Origin of the sequence: Bacillus haimaensis (assembly GCF_048270625.1) — a bacterium.
Classification (GTDB): Bacteria; Bacillota; Bacilli; order Bacillales; family Bacillaceae_I; genus Sutcliffiella_A; species Sutcliffiella_A haimaensis.
Genome location: NZ_CP158164.1, coordinates 3,304,203 through 3,326,361, shown reverse-complemented (window position 1 = coordinate 3,326,361; position 22,159 = coordinate 3,304,203). Strand labels below are relative to the sequence as shown.

The window sequence follows — 22,159 nt, the reverse complement described above, 5'->3', positions numbered from 1 at the left end:
AAATTTTAATGAAAATTACTAGATCAGGTGGTGAAGAGGTAACAAGTTTGGGAGGATTTGAGCATTGTGTATTAGTACAATTTGCTTTATAATCCAAAAACATAGAAAGAAAATTCTAAAAATTACGTATCGTGAGGGGGACGTTTTCTTGGAAAAGTGGAAGCTTTGGCTCGAAGGTGCATTTGGGGAAGTAGCTGGGATTCTCTGGAGCACACCGATGATTGTTTTCTGTTTGGGTGTTGGACTTTTATTTACGATTCTTACTAGGGTAGTACAGGTTAGACTTTTCAAAGATATGATCAAGAATATCTTCTCCGGGGAGAAATCAAGCGCTGGCGTATCTTCCTTCCAGGCACTAGCGATATCATTATCGGGACGTGTGGGAACGGGTAACATTGCAGGTACGGCAACGGCCATTGCAATGGGTGGTCCTGGAGCGGTATTCTGGATGTGGACGATTGCGTTTATCGGAGCTTCGAGTGCTTTTATCGAATCCACATTGGCGCAGATCTATAAAGTGAAGCAAGACGGTGAATACCGAGGCGGTCCGGCTTATTACATAGAAAAAGGAATCGGTTGGAGATGGTATGGAATCCTATTTGCCGGCTCTGCAATTCTGGCAATGAGTCTTCTGATGCCTGGGGTTCAGGCCTTCGCTATCGGGGATGGGCTAAGCAATGCGTTCGGTGCCAATAAGACATACGTAGGAATCGGATTGGTTCTAGTTATTGCACTCATCATTTTTGGTGGCGTAAAACGTATTGCGACGGTGGCACAGTATGTTGTACCGTTCATGGCTGTTGCCTATATTCTCGTTTCACTGTATATCATTGCGGTTAATTTTACCGAGCTTCCTGCAGTATTCGGTTTGATTTTCCGAAGTGCATTTGCATTTGATTCCGCGTTTGGCGGGATTATCGGGATGGCGATTGCCTGGGGTGTAAAACGGGGCATCTATTCCAATGAAGCTGGTCAAGGGACCGGACCACATGCTGCAGCAGCGGCAGAAGTGTCCCATCCGGCGAAGCAAGGGTTGGTACAAGCTTTTTCCGTTTATATCGATACTTTGCTTGTATGTTCAGCAACGGCATTCATGATCCTTTTCACAGGGATGTACAATGTGGAAAATCCTGAAGGTGGCTTTATCACCAACAACCTGGGAGCAAATGTAGATGCTGGACCTGCCTATACACAAGCGGCCATTGAATCCGCCATTCCTGGATTCGGTGCAGGATTTGTAGGTATCGCCCTGTTGTTTTTCGCCTTTACGACCATCATGGCCTACTATTATATCGCTGAAACGAATGTTGCCTATCTTGTACGTGGACGAAACAATGCCATTCCAATGTTCTTGTTGAAGGTAGTTCTCTTGGCATCCACGTACTATGGTGTGGTAAATAACTCCAAGATCGCATGGGCTTTAGGTGATATTGGACTTGGTATCATGGTCTGGCTGAATCTGGTCGCCATCCTGATCCTGGCCAAGCCTGCATTAAGAACGCTGAAGGATTATGATGAGCAGAAAAAGCAAGGACTTGATCCTGTCTTTAATCCGGATAAGCTGGGAATCAAAAACGCTGAATTCTGGACAGAGGACTACCAAGAGGAAAAGAAAGAAAAAGTGTCCTAACATAAAAACGGCAGACCCTCTTAAACAGGGACTGTCGTTTTTTTTGCTTATACGGTTTCAAATTGAGGGACTACCGGTTCTGCACTAGGCTTTCCAATATAATAACCTTGAGCATAGTCGATGCCGATTTCTCGGCAAAATTCCAACTCTTCCGCCCTTTCGATTCCCTCTGCCAAGACTTTAATGCCGAGCTTTTGGGAGATCTCGAGAACTTTCTTTAAAAAGAGCTGATTATCCTGGTTTGTATCGCAGAACGAGATATAGGATCGATCCACCTTCACAAAATCAGGCTGCAGCTTCTGTAGGACATCCAAAGTGGAGTATCCGGAACCTACATCATCCAAAGCGACCTGCATTCCCGATTTTTTGTAGGTAGTAAAAATGGATTCCAAATGTTCGATATTGGAGATTTTTTCCGATTCCACCACTTCAAACACAAGCTGGTCGGGAGAAATGCTGTGCTTATTCACAATGTGGAAGGTATGCTGCAGGCAATACTCCGGGTTATAGATGGAAGAAGGGAGAAAGTTTATAAAAAATTTCACTTCTGGCGATACACCTAGTTTGCTGCTTGAAACAATCGAGAGCTCCCGTGCTTTCTGGTCCAGATAGTTATGCAGATTTGACTCTCTAGCAAATTCAAAGAGCTTGAATGGGGATATGGGATTCCCAGCTGATACAGGACGCAGCAGGCATTCATATGCAAAAATGCGATACTCATTTTGCAGGTCGATGATAGGCTGAAAATGGGTGGAAAAGGAATTGCCGGCTATCAGATTGACAAGTTCATAGTTTTGCACCATCAACTCAAAGGAAGAAAGAGAAATAAAGCCATTCATCGTGGCAGTTTTCACTATTGTTTGATCGGATGCCCCTTCTTTATTCAACCTCAATATGTAGTCGGCCAATTCTCTATGTGAAGTATATGTATACTGCCCATCTTCTCCGGATTGCTTCAAAATCAATGTTCCGCTTTCTTCGATGGGACTTGGAACCCCGCAATCGATACAATGCATGGTGACATCCTCCTTAAATAGTTCTTAGGGTAATTTTACTATTATTCTTGCAAAATAGAGAGATAATATCGTGAAAAGTAGAATAAATGGTCTGTTTGGTGTGAAAGAGAAAGAAAGTTATCGAATGTTAAAGAATGAACAAGGGATTTCTCTAAACCTGTCGAACATAAAAGCTAGTAAGTTATCTTTATATGATTAGCTCTGTTACTGTCTAGTGTTGATTTAATAAGAATCTAGCTGTTGATTGGAGCAAAAGGCGGAGACTCCTCGAAAATGCGAGCATTTTCTTCGTGCGATGTCTCGCTGCCGCAGCCTTCCTTGTCCTGCGGGAGATGGCGTTTAGTGGAGACCCCACAGGCGAAGCCGAGGAGGCTCTCGTCAGCCCCGCGGAAAGCGTAGCCTTTTGCGGAAATCAACAGCGGTGTTAAACAGAGCCATATGATTAGGAATGGAGCCATCCCTCATGCTTGCAGAAAAACTACTCTTACATGTATTGATCATATTAGCACCGGTGTTAATCTATTATGTCGTCTCCGAGAACAATAGAATCAGCGGTTCCCCTTATTTTATCGGTCTTCTCCAGGGGGCTTCGGCGAGTCTCTGCTTGCTCTTTGCATACTATGATTATGGATTATTCTGGGACTTGCGGTATATACCGCTTGTTCTGGCTGTCTTGTACGGAGGTCCCAAGGCTGGGCTTATTGTCCTGGCTGCCATTCTTGGCACAAGGACCTATATGGGAGGAGATGCCCTTCTATTCGGCTATATCAGTGCCCTGTTGTCCGCCTTGGTGCCTTTCTTGATGGTGAGGAAATTTAATAGGCTTCGTACGAAAAAGAAAAGGATCACGCTATCGGTGCTTGTCGGACTATGGCCGGACATCGTGATGCTCAGCATTCTCTTGGCCTTCCTTTTTACCCAGCCTGAATTTAGTGGTGGAGCATCCCTGCTGCTGTATATCCTGCCGTTCGGTCTGATTCAGGTGATCGGGGTCGGATTTGCTTCCATGCTTCATGAAGCGGTACTGGAAAGGGAACTGATGAAACGCGAGATCATGAGGGCGGAAAAATTGAATACCCTTGGAGAGCTTGCCGCGTCCATTGCACATGAAGTCAGGAATCCTTTAACGGTGGTGAAGGGCTTCCTTCAGCTCATGCAAAAAGAGGATAGGAAGTACCCTTATATCCCGCTTGTCCTCAGCGAATTGGGAAGGGCGGAATCCATCATCAATGACTACCTGAACTTTGCCAAGCCTGAATTCAAAAAGATAGAGCAGGTCAACCTGGCAGAATTGATAACAGAGGTCATGATGCTGTTGAACCCCTTGGCAATCAAGAGCGGTGTCTCCCTTGACAGCTATCTTGAAAAGAATCTCTATATGGATACAGATAAAAACCAGCTGAAGCAAGTGCTCGTCAACATCATTAAAAATGCAATCGAGGCCACCCAGCAAGAGGGAAGAGTGTTTATTAAGCTGCTTGTCAGCAATAACGAAACGACAATCATCGTCAAGGACAATGGAAAAGGCATGTCGAAGGAACAGCTCGCACGCATCGGAACACTTTTTTATAGTACAAAAGATAAAGGGACCGGACTTGGTACAACAGTCTCGCTGCGTATCATAGAGACGATGAACGGGAAGGTGTCTTATGCAAGTGAATTGGGGAAAGGGACCGAGGTCAAGGTTGTGTTTCCTGATTTCACAAGAAACAAGGAGAAAAAAATGGTGCAGTCCGTATAGCCGGATTGCACCGTTTTTCGTCTTACAGCTTCTCAAGCGGTTTATCTGCAGGGCCCTCGAGTACATCACCATGAATCGAGAACCTCGAGCCGTGACAAGGGCAATCCCAGCTTCTGTCTCCATGATTCCACTCCACTTCACAACCCAAGTGGGTACAGGTAGTATCCACGCAATGAAGTTCCCCTTTTTCGTCCTTATACGCACCGGCACGGCGACCATTAAGAGAAACCACGCCACCCTCGTCCAAGCCGAGCTCATCCGGAGTTTTAGTTGGACGGTCAAGTTTTCCTTCCACCAAATGACTGGCAACATCCATATTGGAGCTGAAAAAATTCTTCAATGACGGATCAGCCACAAAGCGGGAAGGGGTGAAAAGATCCTCATACTTATTCTTCTTTCCATTAACAAGGTCCTGCAGCAATAGTGCCGCTGCTGTACCGTTGGTCATCCCCCATTTGCGGTATCCGGTTGCAATGAATATATTCGATTTGCCGGATGTGATTCGCCCGATATATGGAACTTTATCAAGCGTATAAAGATCTTGCGCGGACCAGCGATAGGCAATATCCTGGATGCCAAAGACCTCTTCTCCAAAATCCTTTAATGCCTGATAATGCTTCATAGTGTCCTTGCCCTGTCCCGTTTTATGGCCATCGCCGCCAATCAGAAGATACTTCTCGCCATTAATGGTAACAGAGCGCAAGGACCTCGTCGGCTGTCCGGCGCTAAGATACATGCCCCCTTGCCATGCCTTATCCGTTTTAGCTGCCACAACATAGGAACGCTCTGCATACATTCTTGTGAAGAAAAAGCCTTTCCCATCGTAAAATGGGAAGTGGGAGCATGCAATCACATGCTTACACTTGATATTGGAGCCGCCCTTTGTCACCACACGCAGCTCAGGTGACTCCTCTACATCCGTAGCAACCGTCTGTTCGTAGATCCTACCTCCTTTTTCTACGATAGCATCCACTAGGTACTTCAAATATTGAAGGGGATGGAACTGGGCCTGATCCTTCATTACCAACACGCTTTTTGTCGGTACGGCAAATGGGACCTTCTCATTCAATTCAGCAGAAATACCAAGCTTATGATAGGCATCCATCTCCATCAGGACTTTCTTGTTATCCTGTTCGGTAGTGGCATAGATCATCGCATCCTGGTCGCTGAAGTCACATTCCATATGCTTTTGATTGACAAGGTCTCTAATATAGTGAAGGGCATCATTGTTGGCTTCATAATAGAGCTTCGCCTTTTCCTGACCGATATGCCCGATCAGCTCATCGTAGATTAATCCATGCTGAGCTGTCACTTTTGCCGTTGTATGTCCTGTCGTTCCATTTAATATTCGATCAGCATCAAGCAGAACGACGTTATAGCCATCCTTCACAAGCTGATAAGCAGTGGTGATTCCCGTAATACCAGCCCCGACAATACAGACATCCGCCACTGTATCTTCTTTTAATGGAGAAAAGGACTGAAGGGAAGCGGACTCCCTCCAGTATGGTTCCGGTCCCTTGGGCAACTTTACAAATTTATTTTGTTCCGACATAGTGTAAATCCTCCTTGAAAACAAACATGTACATAATTTTTCCAAAAGGGAAGAAATTCATGTATGTATTCCTTTTTTTCTCTCAAGTAGGGTAGAATGAGAAAAGAACCATGTGAAAACCCCATTTGAGGGTGATAAAGGAGAAGTATATGTCTACAACCGTAATAACATCCCTACAACCATTCATTCAGGAAAATTGGAATAAAAGTGAATTCAACAGTCCAACTCCAATACAAGATAAAGCCATCCCTGCAATCCTGGAGGGCAAGGATGTACTGATAGAATCCCCTACCGGTACAGGGAAAACCTTGGCCTACCTGTTGCCTATCATCGAAAAAATAGAGCTTGGCAGGCAGCATCCACAGGCCGTTATCGTAGCACCTTCCAAGGAGCTTGCCATGCAGATTTTTGAACAAATCCAGAAATGGACGGAAGGAAGCGACATTATCGGTGCTTCTTTTATCGGTGGTGCCAATGTCAAACGACAGGTGGAAAAGCTGAAGAAGAAACCGCAGATCCTTGTCGGGACGCCTGGTAGACTGCAAGAGCTGATTCAGATGAAAAAGATTAAAATGCATGAAGTAACGACCATAGTGATGGATGAGGCGGATCAGCTATTCATCCCGGAACATACCAAAACGATCCAAAACATTCTCAAGTCGACCATGCAGGAAAGACAGCTACTGTTATGCTCCGCAACCTTAAAGGACGATACGGAAAAGCAGGCCCTGCAATTTATGCGAGATCCGTTTGTATTAAAGGTAACAAAAGATGAAATGGCCCCTTCAAAAGTGGATCACATCTATGTAGTTGTAGATCAACGTGAAAAAGCGAATGTCCTGGCAAATATTCTGCGTGAGGAAAAGAATATCAAGGCACTTGGGTTCGTCCGCGACATCGGTAATCTGGCTGTCCTGACCGAGAAGCTGCTATTCAAAAAGTTCAACGTCGGTTCCCTCCATTCCGAATCAACCAAACAGGAGAGGGAGACGGCATTGAAGAATTTCCGAAAGGACGAGTACCCTGTCCTGCTTGCAACGGACGTCGCGGCTAGAGGACTCGACATCAAGGAACTCAGCCATGTCATCCACTATGACCTGCCAGAGGAAGTGGAAAGCTATGTGCATCGCTCCGGTCGTACAGGAAGACAAGGCGCGGAAGGTACGGTCATTTCCATCGTGTCAGAAAGAGAAGAACGAAAGCTAAAGCAATTTGCCAAAGACCTCGGACTCACCCTTCATAAAAGAGTCATGTTCGGCGGCAAGCTGATCAAGGAAGAGGACATGAAGCCCGTAAAAAAAGGCGGATTCAAAAAGAAGCCCTCAGCCGGCAAAACAAAAGTGAAAAGAAAGTAAGAAAAGAAAAAACTGCCTCAACTGAGGCAGTTTTTTGTCATTTACCCAGATGGAAATATCCGACATGTTTCATGTGAAACCACAATTTCCCGAGAAATGATGACATAATATTTCCTAATCCCCTAGCTTCATATTCATATATTTGTAGAAATGAAGGTTTGAAGGTTTACTGGATATATCTGTCTGAGTTGCATACGGAAACTGAACGACAGCTGAATGATGTCACTATATTTTACAAGCCGCCCCTGTTGGTTGCAGTGCAAGGGGTGAGACTCCTGCGGGAGACAGCGGTAGACTTGAGACCCCGCAGGCAAGCCGAGGAGGCTCAAGCACCGCCCCGCGGAAAGCGAACCCCTGGAACGGAAACCAACAGGGTGTTCAAAGTATCCACTCCATTTTCAAGTTAGCTCCCTTATTAAAATTTCAAAAAAACGGTAGAATCCACCCCCTATTATTTAACATTTGCCGAAATATGCCGTATGATAGGGAAAGAAAGCACAATCAAGGAAAAAGTTACTATCATATAGAGTGCCAGATTAAAAGAGAGATCTCACATTTATACAAGAAACTATTGTAAAATGGTCAAAGAATAGTAGTTATGGAGGCTAGGTCGACATGTTTTGTCACAACTGTGGATTAAAAGTTTCTTCTGATGCCAAGTTTTGCTCCAATTGCGGTGCAAACCTGAGAGAAGATGATATACATAAAAATGACAATGAAATATTGGAAGGCAGAGGAATAGATCGAAACAGAAAAAAAGGCGGAATGATCATCCCCTTTTTGCTTCCTTTAGTGGCTTTTTTCCTTCTCGTCGGAGGTCTGAGCTGGTTCTACTTCCATGAAACGAATGTGAATGCGGAGGTTATTGCACTTAAGGATAACGCCGAAGAACTTGCCTTAGAAGGAAAGTATGAACAGGCAAAGTCAAAGCTGTCCTCGGCAATCGAATTAAGGCCGCGATATTATGTGCTTCAAAACAACCTGGAGGTCGTCATGATCGCAGAAGAACTGCAGGCTGAAATGGAAAATACCAATACCCTGATCAAAGATAAAAAGTTTGAAGGGGCGGAAAATGAACTTACCCGTCTGAACGAAAAGATTGCCAAACTGAACGGACCGTTGTTCCAGCCGATCAGAAAAGAGCTTGCGGAAAAGGATACGATGATTAAGGTCGGTAAAATCAACAGTGAACTCGATCAGCTGAAAACGGTGGATGAATTGGCAAGAAAGCTTGCCGTGCTTTCCGCCATTCCTTCAGAGGAAGGGAAAGCGGTGAAAGAACAGATCTTGAATCGGATTGTTCAAATCACGACAACCGATGCGGAAGCTGAGCTTGAGCAGAAACAATTTACAAAAGCCATTTCTTTAACGGACAAAGGCTTGCAATATGCCATCAATGACAAACGACTATTATCATTGAAGGAAAAAATTGAGCAGACCCAGACAGAGTTTGAACTGGCGGAACAGGAAAGAATCGAAAAGGCGATGGAAGCTGCAGCAAAAGAAGATCTGAAGAATCGAAACGCTGCACTTGAAGTGGTAGGTTTAAAATATGTAGAAGACGATGCTGGTGGAATGACGATTACCGGCGAAGTGAAAAACATTGTCTCAAAAACCGTATCCTCCATCACCGTCTACTATAATATTTTGAGTAAGGATAAAACGGTACTCGATACCGGGTTTACCACCGTATATCCGTACAAATTGCCTCCTGGGGAAAAAGCTAAATTCGAAGATTACTATTATGGTGTTTTTGAAGACGTAACAGTCGAGATAGAGAATATGACATGGCTTGTCGAAGAGTAAAGTAGGTGCAGGGATGAACAAAAGATGGATAGTGAGTGTCATTGTAACCCTAGTTCTCCTTGGGGCAGGAACATATGGGTACTTTTTTATCAAACAAGGAGTTCCAAAGCAGCTGACAGCACAGTCGAGCTTATATATAGAAACGAAACCTGAAGAAAAAGAGCAGGTGCCGCAGGAATTGAAAGAGATTATCTTCGAGTCCCAAAAGCTGGTAGTGAAAATCGAACTGCCGGACGGTTCCTTTGGCTCCGGTTTTCTTTATAACAATAAAGGGGATGTCATCACGAATGCCCATGTCGTACCGAATGCGAAGGATGTAAAGGTCGTTACAGCAGACTCCAAAGAGCTGACGGGACAAGTAATCGGAGTAAGTGTCGATACGGATGTAGCCGTCGTCCGGGTTCCGGAACTCGAAGGAACGGAGCCTCTGAGACTTGCGAAAACGAAGAAAGCGGAACTTGGGGATGAGGTCATCGCCCTTGGAAGTCCGCTTGGATTTCAAAATACGGTTACGACCGGTATCATCAGCGGTGTGGGACGCAGCTTTGAAATAGATTCCTTCAAATATGAGGATGTCTTTCAGATCTCTGCTCCCATTGCACCGGGCAACAGTGGCGGCCCCCTTATTAATACGACTACAGGGGAGGTCGTAGGGATCAATTCTGCAACAATGGATAAAGGAGTCATCGGCTTCAGTATTCCACTCGGCAATGTCATTTCCTTATTGGAGAGCTGGTCGGAATCTCCGATGCAGTCCTTGCCGAAAATTGGAGGAGACACTCCAGGAAACAATACAGGAACAGAATCGACGAATGAGGATGTTGCGACATATCTCGTCAACTATTTCTATGAAAGCTTGAATTACCGGGATTATGTCACAGCCTATTCCTTACTGGGAAGCAGCTGGCAATCCGAAACCGCCTATGAAGATTTCAGGGAGGGATATATTGATTTCCTCACCATCGAAACAGAAGACCTTCTAACCAAAAAGGTCGGGGATAAGGTGGAAGTTGTCACGATTATAACCGTACAGCAACGTTCGGAAAGAGGCGTAACCTATAAAAAGTACAAGGTGAAATTTGTATTGGGGCTTGAAAACGACCAGATGAAAATCCTGTCCGAAGAGCGGGAAGAAGTGGAATAAGAAGAGGGACGCTTGACTGCATTGGCAGCTTGCGTCTCTTTTTATGTGATGACTCTTCTCGCACCTACAATCACATTCTCCCAATATGGGGAAAGGCTAGTGATGGTCACCTTCTTATCATTGCGTGAGGTATGCAGGATGGTGTGGTTGCCGAGATAGATGGCAACATGGCCAATCCGCTCGAGGCCATTTTTCTTTTTTCGCTTAGGTGTGGTGAAAAATAGAAGATCCCCCTCTCTCAGCCATGATAGAGGAATAGCCTGGCCGACCTGAAACTGCTGGCGTGAATTCCGCGGGAGTCTGATTCCGTGTTTCCCATAGACGTGCCTGACAAACGAGCTGCAATCAAATATATCCTTTCGATTAGAGGGAGCTCCAAATACATAAGGAGTTCCTATATATCTTTTGCCTGTCCTGATTATGCGTTTTGCTAACATGCTTATCTCCTTTCTACTTTTCCTTTACTATCTAGTAAATGATGGGAGAGGTTAATTGCTTGGACAAAATGAATCCAATTTTGGAAAAGGATTTGATTTCTTGGTGGAGAATTCTATTAGAAGGAGGAGAGGCTGTTGAATCAGGATACTAAACTAGCAAAGTTTTTGAACTTTTTAGAGGTTGGTGTGGAAGCCCCGACACTAGCCTATCTTAATAAGCTTGTGGAGGCGCATCAGAAGAAGGTGAGATGGGAGACCTTCACGAAATTCATTGATTTTGAGGAAGGAAAGAGGGAGAACTACTATTTGCCTTCAATCGATTCCTATCTTGATAGAGTGGTGGACCAAGGAACAGGCGGCACCTGCTGGACTTTGGCACGGGGATTCCATTATGTATTGGATGCGCTAGGGTTTCAGGTGGAATACCTGTATATGGACCCGGGTCATTTATGCTTACAGGTGATGTTGGATCAAGCTTATTACGTAGACATCGGATATTGCGCGCCATTATTCAAGGCTTACCCTTTGCACCATTCATTTACAGCGGAAAATGAATGGGAGGTATTCCGGTATGAGGTCCATAAAGACAATATCCTTGTGTCACGGGAACCGGGCCCGACAAAAACACTCGGAAAGAAACCTGTAACATTTGAAGCGCTGATTCCGCATATCATGGACTCCCACGATTGGCAGGATGGCTTTGCATTCAGACATTTGAAGGTTTTCGGATACATAGATGACAAGCCGTACCAAGTGAAAGAAAACAAGCTCATCACGTTTCATGAGAAGACAATGATCGAGGAAGAATTAACAGATGAAGAGATCCGCTACTGGATAGAAGAAAAGTTCAGGATGGACTTTTGTCTCTATGAACGGGCGAAGGAGATTTATGATAAAAGGAAAGGCTGAGGCGCACAGGTGAGTGCAGCCTCGCCTTTTTTAATGTGGATGTGCACTACTTCTTCCCTTTAAACAGCAACGTCATCACAAAAATTACCGCTGCCAAGCTGTACGCGACATAGGATACATTGCTGTATGCTTCCATATTTTTCACACCGATCCCGATGAAGGCCCAGACAAACACCAAAGGATAAACTCGGTCACGGTTAGCCATGTTGAACCAGATTGCGAGCAGGGTAGCCACAACGAGCATGATGATGGTCCAGGTGACATCAGAAAGGCCAAACCCGTCCCACTCGAGATACACCAGTACATAACTGATATTGGCGATAGTTGCGACACTGATCCAGCCAAGATAGATGGAAAATGGCAGACGGTCAAACAATCCGGGATCTGATACCTGCACTTTTTTATAAAGTGCAATCAGCGTGAGCAATAAGCTCAGCATGACAGCGACCGTTGTAACGAAAAACTCATAATGCCATAGCACCACCCATGCACTATTGAGGAGGCAGCTCAACACGAATAAAGTGCTGGTGTTCTGATAGATAGGAAGATTCCGGCGCCTTTTCGGAAACTGACGGATAATCCAAACTCCAAGTAACAGGTAGATGAGACCCCAGATAGAAAATACATACCCTGCGGGGGTAAATAGCACATTCAGTCTATTGGAAATTTCGCCAGTCGTCTGGCCATTCAACGGCAGTGCATTCGATAGATAATTCACAATGACAACTAATAAAAAAGCAATCACATTGAGCCATAGCTTCATTTGTGGTCCGCTCCTTTCATCTCTCTTTCTATACTATTCCTTAATAGAGAGAGACATAACCATCGGGATGTTCTAAAATAAGATTAAAAACATTTGTAGGAACAGGGATGAGAAAAGTGGATAAATGTATGGAATTGTATGAGGTAGAAGGAAAGTTGAACCTTCTATCCGAGGGTTATCAGAATACAGTTTACCAATTTGAAAAAGGAGAAGCTGCTTACATAATGAGGGTTTCTGATGCTGAGAGGAGAACGAAAGGCCAAATAGAGGATGAGGTCCAGTGGTTGCTCTTTTTAAAAGAGAATGACGTTCAAGTAGCTGCCCCTATCAAAAATGTGCTCCAATCCTATGTGGAGGGCTCGCAAAAGAATCATGTAATTGCCTTCCAAAAGGCCAAGGGGAAACAGGTAGACGTGTACAACATGTCTGTTTGGAACGAAACCTTATTTGAAAAATGGGGAAGGCTGATTGGCAAGCTGCACCGACTTAGTTCGGAAAAGCCTCTGGCATTAGCAAATCGTCCTGCATGGACCTGTGACAATCCCGACCTGCTAAGGTTAGAGAAGAGTCTGGAATCAAAGGAAATGTGCGAGGTATACAAAAGGTTGCTAGGAAAGCTGCAAGGCTTTGAAAAGAAGGAGACAACATTCGGCCTCATCCATAACGATCTCCATCAAGGGAATTTCTTCTACGATGGAGAGGACATCACCCTTTTTGACTTTGATGACTGCGCCTATCATTGGTATGCGTATGACATCGCGGTGAGCTTTTATCATGCCTATTGGCAGGGAACGTCCGCCAATCCGGATGCAGTGAGCTTTGGAGAAGATTTCATAAGGAATTTTATGGCTGAATATAAAAAAGAGCATAGTGTCGACAAGGATATTCTTCTTCAGATTCCTATATTTTTAAAAATAAGAGAGCTATTTCTCTATGCATTGTTTATGGAGAAATGGAATCTGAACGCGTTAGAGGAATGGCAGGAATATACGATACACCAACTAAGGGAGTCCATATTGAAAGAAAAACCGCATAGCGATATCGATTTTCTGCAATTCCTCTGATACCCGGTAGCAATATTTATGAACTTGTCTCATATGATGGAGAATGGGTCACATCGGATAAGCCTTTTCCATGAAGAGAGGAGAACGTTCATGAATAAGTTTTTCAAAGCTGTGCTGCTGCTTGCCATTGCCGCTTTCTTGGGGAAAGCTTAGAATTCATTGTGAATATGGTACTGGCCAAACAGCTTGGGGAAGTAGGCATGGGTCTCTATATGTCCGTCCTGCCTGTCATATTTCTGGTTGTGGTCATCGCGAGCCTGGAGCTGCCGATTTCCATCTCCAAATTTGTAGCGGCAAAAGAGGAGAAATACCATAAGAGTATGCTATCGCATGCCATGAGGCTAACAGTCGGATTTATGATCAGTGTCATCTGCCTGGCAGCGGTCATTCTTCCTTTCATTTCAGTTTTCGACCAGTATCACCCGTTGGTCAGATGGATGATCCTGTTCATGATTCCCATCATCTCCTTTTCGTCCATTGCGCGAGGCTATTTTATGGGACTTCATCATATGGGGAAAATCGCGATTTCGAACTTTTTGCGAAAAGCGGTCCAACTGGTGCTGCTTGTTCTCGTCTATCATTTTTTCCATTTCTCGATGGAGCTTGCGATTCTCATTGCCATCTGCACCCTGGTGTTCACTGAACTGATTGTCTGCGTTTATTTAATGTACATGTACATACTCCAGTTCCGTGAATTGAAGAAGCAGCCCAGTGCCAGCCTTAATGCCAGGTCCGTCCGCAAAAGTCTGTTGGAAGTATCCATCCCTACGACAGGAATGCGGATATTTCACGCGGTCACCAGTGCGATTCAGCCATTTTTGATAAAAATAGCGCTGCTAAAGGCGGGTCTCAGTGAAACGATAGCCCTTGAGGAATTCGGACTGCTGGCAGGGGTTGCGCTGACAATCGGATTTTTCCCTGGATTTATTGCGCACTCCTTTTTGATAGTCCTGATTCCAACCGTTTCAGCAGCCCATGAAAATGGTGATTATCCAAAACTGCAAAAGCTGCTTCAGCAGGTGATGGGACTCACTTTCCTTTATGGAATTCCAGTTGTGATGGTGTTCTACCATTTTGCCATACCGTTGACTAACATCTTTTACGAATATTCCAAGGCCTCGACCTACTTGCAGCTGCTGTGGCCGTATTTTCTGTTTCACCTCTTTGTCATTCCGTTGCAGGCCTACCTGATTGGCCTCGGTTTGATAAAGGATGCCTTTTTGCATTCCATCTGGGCGACGATGGTTTCCTTTGCTTTGATTTTCATATTAGGCTCGATGGAATCGCTGCGCATGACAGGAGTCATATTGGGAATGAATACGGGCATTGTACTGCTGACCTTGATGCATTATTTGACGGTCTGCCACAAAATAAAGGTCACTCTATGGTTGAAGCATGCCGGACCGCAGAAAATTGGATAGTTTCGCAGAATAGGAATTTTTAAACGAACGTTTGATTAAGAGGTCTACAGAATCCTTGTATACCACGGTGGAAAAGTTTTTTTGAGAAATTTACTTTTATAAAAGGATTTTCGCGATAGTTTTCGAAAAAGAGGGGAGAGGTCGTGTTTTGTGGCAAATCTTTTCTTTTTTCTTTTTCAGGATAGGAATTTTCAAACGAACGATTGATTAAAGCTAGCGCAGAATTCATGTGTGGTGCGGCAGAAAAGTTTTTTTAAAGAAATTAACTTTTAAAAAAGGTTTTTTAAGAAAATGAGTGAAGTGGATCACTGGAAATAAAATCGCTTTCAATTGTGCAACTTCTCCTACATGTGTTTACATTAGCCATAAAGGTCTTTATACTCTCCCGTAGACTATGATTGAAAACAGTTGAAGGAGGGTGACCATTTTGAACAAAAACTTGAAAACATTCTTATTTCTCCATATAGGTCCTCTTTTCGTTGCCATACATGTACATTTCTTCCTATCTCCGAACAGCTTGGCTACTGGAGGAGTCAGTGGACTATCCATCATTCTGAATGATGTTTTTCCAAACCTATCAATTGGGGTCCTGATGCTGATTGTGAATGCAGTCCTCTTTGTCGTTGGGTTTATTTTGCTGGGGTTTGCATTTGGTGCTAAAACCATCTATGCGAGCATTATGCTATCGGTGATGGTATGGCTGCTGGAGTGGCTGTTCCCGATCTCCACTCCGCTTAGTGAGGACATACTGATCCAGTTGATTATCGGGCAGTGCATCGCTGCGCTTGGGATTGCACTTGTGTTCAATCAACGCGCATCCACAGGCGGGACGGACATTATTGCCTTGATACTTAATAAATATCTTTCCATTGATATGGGGCGAGGAGTTCTATTGGCTGATATCTTTATCGCGCTATCCTCCATTCTTGTGTTCGGTCCGGAGGTTGGCATGTATGCAGTGTTCGGAGTCATCCTGAATGGACTTGTGATTGATTATACCTTGCAGCAGGTCAATGAAATGCGTGAAGTGGTAATCATCAGCAGCGAGAGTGCGCAGATCCGCTCCTATATTGTCGGGCAGCTAGGTCGTGGTGCCACCATCCATTATGCCAGAGGAGCTTTTACATCGGATGAAAAGGAAGTCATTACAACAGTCTTGAGCCGAAAGGACTTTTCACGCCTAAAAAAATATATCGGTGCAACAGACAAGCAGGCGTTCATTACGGTGCATAATATGAAAGAGATCTTGGGTCAGAATTTTAAACAGCTGGCTTGATGTGGTGGACAAGCGGGTCGCGCAGAGCGGCTCGCTTGTTTTTATTTTTGGGAGAAACACTGAAAAAACTTACCACATACCTATTATTTCTTTTCCAAATCAAATCAGTATACAATAGAGGGCAAGGAATTTTATTTTGAGGTGGACATGTTGTCAGAAAATAAGCAAACACTCCTTCAAAAGGCGGAGGAATTTATCAATCAATGCTACTCTGAGCTTGAAAAGTCAGCACAAGAGCTATCATTCAGGTTGCAAGAAGTAAAAGATAGTATACAGCTCTATGGAACGTATGAACATACATATGAAGAATTAGAGCATGGGGCGAAGATGGCTTGGCGCAACAGCAATCGCTGTATTGGCCGTCTTTTTTGGAATGCGCTTCATGTAATCGATAAAAGGCATTTGAACAATGAAGAAACAATAGCGAAAGCTCTTCTTCATCATATTGAATTTGCCACAAATAAAGGGAAAATCAGACCGACGATTACTATTTTCAGAGAGAGGAAGGAAGATAAGGAGATAAGAATCTGGAACCACCAGCTGTTAAGGTATGCAGGGTATGAAACGGAGCATGGAACAATCGGCGACCCTGCCTCGATTGCTTTTACAAAGGTGTGTGAGGAGTTAGGCTGGGAGGGAACGCGAACCCATTTTGATATTTTGCCGCTCGTAGTTCAGATTGATGGAGCCAATCCAAAACTGTTTCCGATCCCAAGGGACATCGTGTTGGAGGTTCCGATTCAGCACCCGGAGCTCCCGCAATTTCAAGATCTCCAACTGAAATGGTATGGGACGCCTCTCATTTCGGACATGCGGCTTGAAATCGGAGGGATTCACTATACGGCAGCTCCTTTCAATGGCTGGTATATGGAAACGGAGATTGGCGCACGTAATTTTGCGGATAAAGACCGGTACAATATGATTCCAAAGGTCGCAAGCATCATGGGGCTCGATACCACCACGAATGCTACGCTATGGAGGGACAAGGCGTTGATCGAACTGAATGTCGCCGTTCTTCATTCCTTCAAGGAGATGGGGGTCAGTATCGTCGACCATCATACAGCAGCGATGCAGTTCCAGCATTTTGAACAGCAGGAAGCGAAGAGCTGCCGCCATGTGACTGGGGAATGGGCGTGGCTGATCCCGCCTGTTTCTCCAGCTGCGACACATATTTTCCACCATTCTTACGAGGACAAGATAGTTATTCCGAATTACTTTTATCAAGAGAGGCTCTATTAAAGAGAAATCAAGATGAATTATAGAGCGGTAAAAAGGTTTCTCCAAATCTATTATTTAAGAAGCTAGAAGAGGGGCATCTAACCGGATGCTTCTTTTTTAATATTTCTTCCCATAAATATCTGATATAATGGATAGTGGAATTAGAGGATTCAATGTCAGGAAAGAGAGTGAAATATATGGGTCGTAAATGGAACAATATCAAAGAAAAGAAAGCGGCGAAGGATGCCAATACAAGCCGTGTATATTCGAAATTCGCCTTGGAAATCTACGTAGCGGCAAAGCAGGGCGAGCCCGATCCAGAGTCCAACATGGCGCTGAAATTCGTCCTTGAGCGTGCGAAGACCTACAATGTACCAAAGAACATCATCGATCGTGCGATTGATAAAGCCAAGGGCGGAGGCGAGGAGAGCTATGACGAGCTTCGCTACGAAGGCTTCGGTCCGAACGGCTCCATGATCATCGTGGATGCATTGACAAACAACGTGAACCGTACAGCTTCAGAAGTGCGAGCAGCATTCGGTAAAAATGGGGGAAACATGGGCGTAAGTGGATCCGTATCCTACATGTTCGATAATACAGCTGTCTTCGGCATCGAAGGGAAATCCGAAGATGACATCATGGAAATCCTGATGGAAGCGGACCTTGATGCACGTGATATCTTTGAAGAGGAAGAGTCTGTCATCATCTACGCGGAGCCTGACCAATTCCATGCCATCCAGGCTGCACTGAAGGAAGCTGGAATTACGGAATTCACCGTTGCGGAATTGACGATGCTTGCCCAGAACGAAGTGGAGATCCCGGAAGATTCCGTTGCACAATTCGAGAAGCTGATTGATGCATTGGAGGACCTGGAGGATGTTCAAAGGGTATATCATAATGTGGATTTAGGGGAAGAATAATAAAATTTATGTTAGCAATCGGAGTAGAATATTAAACAATACAGAAAATAGAGTATGAAACCATCATAAGGTTTCATACTCTATTTTTTATTAATTTTACGGTGAAGGAAGCAAGACCTATACGTTTGAATGGAAACATTCTCATCCACCCTAATAAATAGATCCTGTATTAATGAAGTCCACTTTTACATTTGGTTCAAATTGAACATATTTATATTCTTCTTCCCAATCGATTTCTTTCCAAATATCTGGGTGGAAACTGGCTATTCTTCGGCCAATTCCAAGTGCATCACAATTTGCATCCAAGAGAGTGTCTGTCACATCTTTCGCTTGTTTTGTTAATTCTGTAGAGAGAGCATTTTTTAGTTTATCTATATTCAATTTCTTATTTTTTTCTTGTGGATAAGAATTAATTCGTATATCTAGCTTCAAATCTATTCTACAAATAATTTGTCGTGACTTTTTATCAACTTCAAGCTCAAAGTTTCTTTTCATACGTGTTGTAGTAAATGCGATTGATTGGACTTTTTTTCCTTGATTCAGAATCACTGCGGAATTGCTAACCTTTTTTAATTCATTCATTAAAAGTAATAATAACGTGCTCTTTTCACTGGGTAAGCTAAAACCGGTATATTTGTCATCGTTTAATAGCGCAACGCCTGCTATCACTATTTTATTTGACTCTATCTTTTCTAAATAAGGTAGGATAGGATCTCTCCTATCTGAATCTCCAATTTTTGTCCAGACGTTTATTATTGTTTCGTCCGGGATTACATTGGTGTTTTCGGCTGCCTCAAGTCCTTTTAATATGTCAAATGCGATGGGGCTTTTCCCGGGTTCAATTGATATGATATCTGATGCTTTACCTTTTCCAATCACAATTTTTGCTGCAATATACGAATCTTTACCACGAAATTCTCCCTCTAGAATAGGATGTAATCCATTCTTAGCAAAATCTTCCCCTATTATGATAAGGTGGGCTTTACTTATATCTAAATTACCTGGCAACTTATTGTCAATGTCGATTCTTAACCCTGATACTGATGGCCGTGTTGCTTGAACCAATTCATCTTGAATGTCAAATTGACCGCCACCTTTACTTTGAATATTTAATGCTCTTGTAGTTACCAGAATCTGATTGTCCTCTATTAAATCAAAGCCAACGCCATTAATCAGCTTTTTTCCCACTAATAGATTTTGGTCCCAACAACCTGTTAATATCGAAATGATACTTAAAAGAATTAGAAAGCATTTGTTCAAGCTGGTTCACTTCTTTCCGTTTTGTTAAAAATAATCGACAGGCAAAGAAGAATTACTGGAAGTCCTATTACGATAAAATAGCTGAGATAGGAAATATATTGGCTAAATAGACCTATCGAATTTTCATTTAAAGGAATGAGCGAAAAGAGCCAAATTATACTACCACTAATGACTACATTCTTCTTATAAGACTCCTTCTTACTGATACTTTTAGCTGCTAGAAAAAGATAAGCTATAACAGAAGTCGTCATAGGAACAATCCATATAGACAAAAAAATTAAATCGAGCCGGTCCATCATCGTAAAAGAAAGCGCTCTAAATATATAAAGGGAAGGCTCTTTTATCAAAAATAATTGATTTGGGTTAAAGATTATTAGACAAAGGAAGATAAAAAATGTATATAAAAAAGTGATAAATAGGTTGGCTATCGAAATGGTTTTTAATATACCTTTTCTTTTATTAATTACAAAAGGGTATATTAGAAGTAATGCTTCAAAACCCAACATAGAGATGAGTGATTTATTACTCCCCTGTAAAATGTTCTTAACTCCCGAGCTGCCTATTGGCAGGATGAATGTAAAATCCTTCGGCAAGCTAAAAGTTAAAAAAGAAAGAAAAACTAACAAAATTATTAGAAAAGAAGCTAAGACAAAAAATCTTGCAATGATTCTTAAGTCACTCATCGTTAAATATATACATGCCCCTATAATAAGCAATGATAAAATCCATGAAGGAGTTAATGGCAATAGCCATAAATTGGTAATTTTTATAAATAATACAAGAGCTAGGCTTCCTGTAAGAATAAAGTAGAGGTAAATGATTGCATTTAATAGCTTCCCCAAAAAACGTCCCAATATTTTTTTCGTTATATCAGTATACATTTCATTTGGAAAGCGTTTTAATAGTAACCAATAAATGATGAGAATAAGTTGAACGACCAGTCCGGCCAGTAAGGAGGAAATCCAACCGTCCCCTTTAGCGGAACTCTGTACAACATTAGGTAAAGAGAGTAATCCAATTCCTAACTGGCTCTGTACTAGGAAAAATATTAATTGGAATTTTGTAATAGATATTGAGTTATTCTTCATTTTTTCTTCCACACCCTAGAATAGCTTTGCTGAACAATTCGTCTTGGTCTTGCATTTGCCGGTCGCGTAATAAGCTTCCATATAGGAAGTCTAAAAAATGTATCTTTTAAGTCCATTATTTTGAGAGGTGCTAATGGAGACAAGAACGGTGTTCCGAATGATTCTAGTTTACACAAATGCATAAATATTATCATTAGTGTAAAAACAATTCCGAAGAAACCAAAAACAGATGCGGCAATCATGGTAGGAAACCCTAATAACCTTGCACTTGTCCCCATTTGATTTACGGGAGTCCCAAATGATGCGATTGCGGTAAATCCTATTACTACAATCATCGTGTTTGAAACTAAATTTGCTTCTACAATTGCTGTCCCAATGACAAGTCCGCCAACAATGCCAATTGTTTGAGCAATAGGAGATGGAAGGCGGATAGCCGCCTCCTTTAGTAACTCCAGGATGATTTGCATGGTAAAAGCTTCAATTAATGGAAGAAACGGCACGAATTCCAATGAAACTCTTATCGAATAAAGAATACCGATAGGAAGTACTTCGGAATGAAATGAAACGATGGCGATATAAATAGCCGGTAAACTAATGGTAATGAAGAAACTAATTACACGGATTATCCGGAAAAATGACCCAATCAACCAGCGGCTATTATAATCATCAGGTGCTTGATAAAAAGAAAAAAAAGTTGTTGGTAAGATTGATACGGTAGGGTTGCCATCCACGATTAAATTGATTTTCCCTTCCATTAAATAAGAGACTGCCCTATCAGGTCTTTCTGTATTTAAAACTTGAGGAAAAGGTGTAAAAGGATTATCTTCAATCATCTCCTCCAAATTTCCGGTTGATAAAAGTTGATCTACCTCAATAGATGTGATTCTCTCCTCCACTTCTTCGATGATCGTTCTGTTAGCAAGGTTATCTATGTAGAGCATAGCGACTTTCGTACCCGTATAGTTTCCAATTGTAAAATATTTCACTTTTAGATAACGGCTTTTTACCCTTTTTCTAAGGAGTTGAATATTAGTGCTAATGCTTTCAACAAATCCTTCACGAGGACCTTGGATATTTTGTTCATTTTCCGGTTCCTGTATAGAACGTTCTTGGTTACCCAGTACAGCTGCCAAAATGGCATTATTGCAATTTTCCTTTAAGATGATGCAAAAACCGTCCAAGATGCCATTACAAATATTTGAAATATCAGAGGTATTTTTCATTTCATAGGATTTAATATTTCTTACAATATCTTCAGAATTACTTTCCAGCATAGGTTCAATAATGAAGGAGTGAAGCAGTTCTTTGTTGACTAATGGTTCTATGTACAGAAGGACAGGCTTTTGGTCATTATGGATAATTTCTTTTATTATCAAATCTTCTGTTTCGCTCATATGCTTTTTTATCTGTTCGATATTATCTTTTATATTTTTTGTTAAAAGGTTATTATTTTCTTTTGTATTTTGATTTGTAGTTTTTTTGAAGAATTTCATTTAATTACCCCTTAGAGATTACTAATTAATCCTATTATTTCCGTTATAAATACGAGTATGCATATA

The 22,159-nt window shown here is 42.6% G+C and carries 18 protein-coding genes; 11 read left to right on the top strand and 7 right to left on the bottom strand.

Annotated features, from left to right (window positions below):
• The first annotated feature begins 217 nt into the window (after positions 1–217).
• Positions 218–1,630 (top strand): alanine/glycine:cation symporter family protein, encoded by a 1,413-nt coding sequence (locus ABN702_RS16950; protein WP_417900946.1) that lies wholly within the window; start codon positions 218–220, stop codon positions 1,628–1,630.
• 47 nt (positions 1,631–1,677) lie between these two features.
• On the opposite strand, the gene ABN702_RS16945 is transcribed toward ABN702_RS16950, so the two are convergent.
• Positions 1,678–2,646, bottom strand: a complete 969-nt coding sequence (locus tag ABN702_RS16945) for an EAL domain-containing protein (protein ID WP_417897937.1) — start codon at positions 2,644–2,646, stop codon at positions 1,678–1,680.
• 463 nt (positions 2,647–3,109) lie between these two features.
• Between ABN702_RS16945 and ABN702_RS16940 the strand changes: the two genes are divergently transcribed.
• Positions 3,110–4,387, top strand: a complete 1,278-nt coding sequence (locus tag ABN702_RS16940) for an ATP-binding protein (RefSeq protein ID WP_417897936.1) — start codon at positions 3,110–3,112, stop codon at positions 4,385–4,387.
• 22 nt (positions 4,388–4,409) lie between these two features.
• Here ABN702_RS16940 and ABN702_RS16935 read toward each other — a convergent pair whose 3' ends face one another.
• Entirely contained in the window at positions 4,410–5,939 is a 1,530-nt protein-coding gene (locus tag ABN702_RS16935; protein WP_417897935.1) for an FAD-dependent oxidoreductase, read from the bottom strand.
• Between the two features lie 149 nt (positions 5,940–6,088).
• Between ABN702_RS16935 and ABN702_RS16930 the strand changes: the two genes are divergently transcribed.
• The 3 genes from ABN702_RS16930 to ABN702_RS16920 all read left to right on the top strand — a co-directional run bounded on the left by ABN702_RS16930 (position 6,089) and on the right by ABN702_RS16920 (position 10,244).
• Complete coding sequence (locus ABN702_RS16930) at positions 6,089–7,294, top strand: DEAD/DEAH box helicase (RefSeq protein WP_417897934.1); 1,206 nt, start codon at positions 6,089–6,091, stop codon at positions 7,292–7,294.
• 615 nt (positions 7,295–7,909) lie between these two features.
• Positions 7,910–9,100, top strand: a complete 1,191-nt coding sequence (locus tag ABN702_RS16925; protein ID WP_417897933.1) for a zinc-ribbon domain-containing protein — start codon at positions 7,910–7,912, stop codon at positions 9,098–9,100.
• A gap of 13 nt (positions 9,101–9,113) precedes the next feature.
• Positions 9,114–10,244 carry a S1C family serine protease gene (locus ABN702_RS16920; RefSeq protein ID WP_417897932.1) on the top strand — a complete coding sequence of 377 codons (1,131 nt, stop codon included), beginning with the start codon at positions 9,114–9,116 and terminating at the stop codon, positions 10,242–10,244.
• A 41-nt stretch (positions 10,245–10,285) separates the two neighbouring features.
• On the opposite strand, the gene ABN702_RS16915 is transcribed toward ABN702_RS16920, so the two are convergent.
• Positions 10,286–10,681, bottom strand: a complete 396-nt coding sequence (locus ABN702_RS16915) for a C40 family peptidase (RefSeq protein ID WP_417897931.1) — start codon at positions 10,679–10,681, stop codon at positions 10,286–10,288.
• Between the two features lie 135 nt (positions 10,682–10,816).
• On the opposite strand from ABN702_RS16915, the gene ABN702_RS16910 reads away from it, so the two are divergent.
• Entirely contained in the window at positions 10,817–11,590 is a 774-nt protein-coding gene (locus tag ABN702_RS16910) for an arylamine N-acetyltransferase (RefSeq protein ID WP_417897930.1), read from the top strand.
• A 46-nt stretch (positions 11,591–11,636) separates the two neighbouring features.
• Here ABN702_RS16910 and ABN702_RS16905 read toward each other — a convergent pair whose 3' ends face one another.
• Positions 11,637–12,353, bottom strand: a complete 717-nt coding sequence (locus tag ABN702_RS16905; protein ID WP_417897929.1) for a tryptophan-rich sensory protein — start codon at positions 12,351–12,353, stop codon at positions 11,637–11,639.
• A gap of 128 nt (positions 12,354–12,481) precedes the next feature.
• Between ABN702_RS16905 and ABN702_RS16900 the strand changes: the two genes are divergently transcribed.
• The 5 genes from ABN702_RS16900 (at position 12,482) to ABN702_RS16880 (ending at position 18,252) form a co-directional block, all read left to right on the top strand.
• The gene (locus ABN702_RS16900; protein WP_417897928.1) at positions 12,482–13,417 is read left to right on the top strand and encodes a phosphotransferase enzyme family protein; all 936 of its coding nucleotides are present in this window, start codon (positions 12,482–12,484) and stop codon (positions 13,415–13,417) included.
• A 167-nt stretch (positions 13,418–13,584) separates the two neighbouring features.
• Positions 13,585–14,838, top strand: coding sequence for an oligosaccharide flippase family protein (locus ABN702_RS16895; RefSeq protein ID WP_417897927.1), 1,254 nt, complete (start codon positions 13,585–13,587; stop codon positions 14,836–14,838).
• 427 nt (positions 14,839–15,265) lie between these two features.
• On the top strand, positions 15,266–16,114 hold the full coding sequence (locus ABN702_RS16890) for a YitT family protein (protein ID WP_417897926.1): 849 nt from the start codon (positions 15,266–15,268) through the stop codon (positions 16,112–16,114).
• Between the two features lie 147 nt (positions 16,115–16,261).
• The gene (locus ABN702_RS16885; protein ID WP_417897925.1) at positions 16,262–17,353 is read left to right on the top strand and encodes a nitric oxide synthase oxygenase; all 1,092 of its coding nucleotides are present in this window, start codon (positions 16,262–16,264) and stop codon (positions 17,351–17,353) included.
• Between the two features lie 176 nt (positions 17,354–17,529).
• Positions 17,530–18,252, top strand: a complete 723-nt coding sequence (locus tag ABN702_RS16880; protein WP_417897924.1) for a YebC/PmpR family DNA-binding transcriptional regulator — start codon at positions 17,530–17,532, stop codon at positions 18,250–18,252.
• A gap of 150 nt (positions 18,253–18,402) precedes the next feature.
• Here ABN702_RS16880 and ABN702_RS16875 read toward each other — a convergent pair whose 3' ends face one another.
• The 3 genes from ABN702_RS16875 to ABN702_RS16865 are packed head-to-tail and all read right to left on the bottom strand — an operon-like array spanning position 18,403 to position 22,093.
• Positions 18,403–19,512, bottom strand: a complete 1,110-nt coding sequence (locus ABN702_RS16875) for a Ger(x)C family spore germination protein (protein WP_417897923.1) — start codon at positions 19,510–19,512, stop codon at positions 18,403–18,405.
• A complete protein-coding gene (locus ABN702_RS16870; protein WP_417897922.1) occupies positions 19,509–20,600 on the bottom strand; it encodes a GerAB/ArcD/ProY family transporter in 1,092 nt (363 codons plus the stop codon). The genes ABN702_RS16875 and ABN702_RS16870 overlap by 4 nt, the downstream gene beginning before the upstream one ends.
• Entirely contained in the window at positions 20,597–22,093 is a 1,497-nt protein-coding gene (locus ABN702_RS16865; RefSeq protein ID WP_417897921.1) for a spore germination protein, read from the bottom strand. The genes ABN702_RS16870 and ABN702_RS16865 overlap by 4 nt, the downstream gene beginning before the upstream one ends.
• Positions 22,094–22,159: the final 66 nt, after the last annotated feature.

Bases quoted from the DNA above. Each gene is read 5' to 3' on its own strand.
- ABN702_RS16950 (WP_417900946.1), top strand. From the start codon at position 218: ATGATTGTTTTCTGTTTGGGTGTTGGACTTTTATTTACGATTCTTACT.
- ABN702_RS16945 (WP_417897937.1), bottom strand. From the start codon at position 2,646: ATGCATTGTATCGATTGCGGGGTTCCAAGTCCCATCGAAGAAAGCGGA.
- ABN702_RS16940 (WP_417897936.1), top strand. From the start codon at position 3,110: ATGCTTGCAGAAAAACTACTCTTACATGTATTGATCATATTAGCACCG.
- ABN702_RS16935 (WP_417897935.1), bottom strand. From the start codon at position 5,939: ATGTCGGAACAAAATAAATTTGTAAAGTTGCCCAAGGGACCGGAACCA.
- ABN702_RS16930 (WP_417897934.1), top strand. From the start codon at position 6,089: ATGTCTACAACCGTAATAACATCCCTACAACCATTCATTCAGGAAAAT.
- ABN702_RS16925 (WP_417897933.1), top strand. From the start codon at position 7,910: ATGTTTTGTCACAACTGTGGATTAAAAGTTTCTTCTGATGCCAAGTTT.
- ABN702_RS16920 (WP_417897932.1), top strand. From the start codon at position 9,114: ATGAACAAAAGATGGATAGTGAGTGTCATTGTAACCCTAGTTCTCCTT.
- ABN702_RS16915 (WP_417897931.1), bottom strand. From the start codon at position 10,681: ATGTTAGCAAAACGCATAATCAGGACAGGCAAAAGATATATAGGAACT.
- ABN702_RS16905 (WP_417897929.1), bottom strand. From the start codon at position 12,353: ATGAAGCTATGGCTCAATGTGATTGCTTTTTTATTAGTTGTCATTGTG.
- ABN702_RS16900 (WP_417897928.1), top strand. From the start codon at position 12,482: ATGGAATTGTATGAGGTAGAAGGAAAGTTGAACCTTCTATCCGAGGGT.
- ABN702_RS16895 (WP_417897927.1), top strand. From the start codon at position 13,585: ATGGTACTGGCCAAACAGCTTGGGGAAGTAGGCATGGGTCTCTATATG.
- ABN702_RS16885 (WP_417897925.1), top strand. From the start codon at position 16,262: ATGTTGTCAGAAAATAAGCAAACACTCCTTCAAAAGGCGGAGGAATTT.
- ABN702_RS16880 (WP_417897924.1), top strand. From the start codon at position 17,530: ATGGGTCGTAAATGGAACAATATCAAAGAAAAGAAAGCGGCGAAGGAT.
- ABN702_RS16870 (WP_417897922.1), bottom strand. From the start codon at position 20,600: ATGAAGAATAACTCAATATCTATTACAAAATTCCAATTAATATTTTTC.
- ABN702_RS16865 (WP_417897921.1), bottom strand. From the start codon at position 22,093: ATGAAATTCTTCAAAAAAACTACAAATCAAAATACAAAAGAAAATAAT.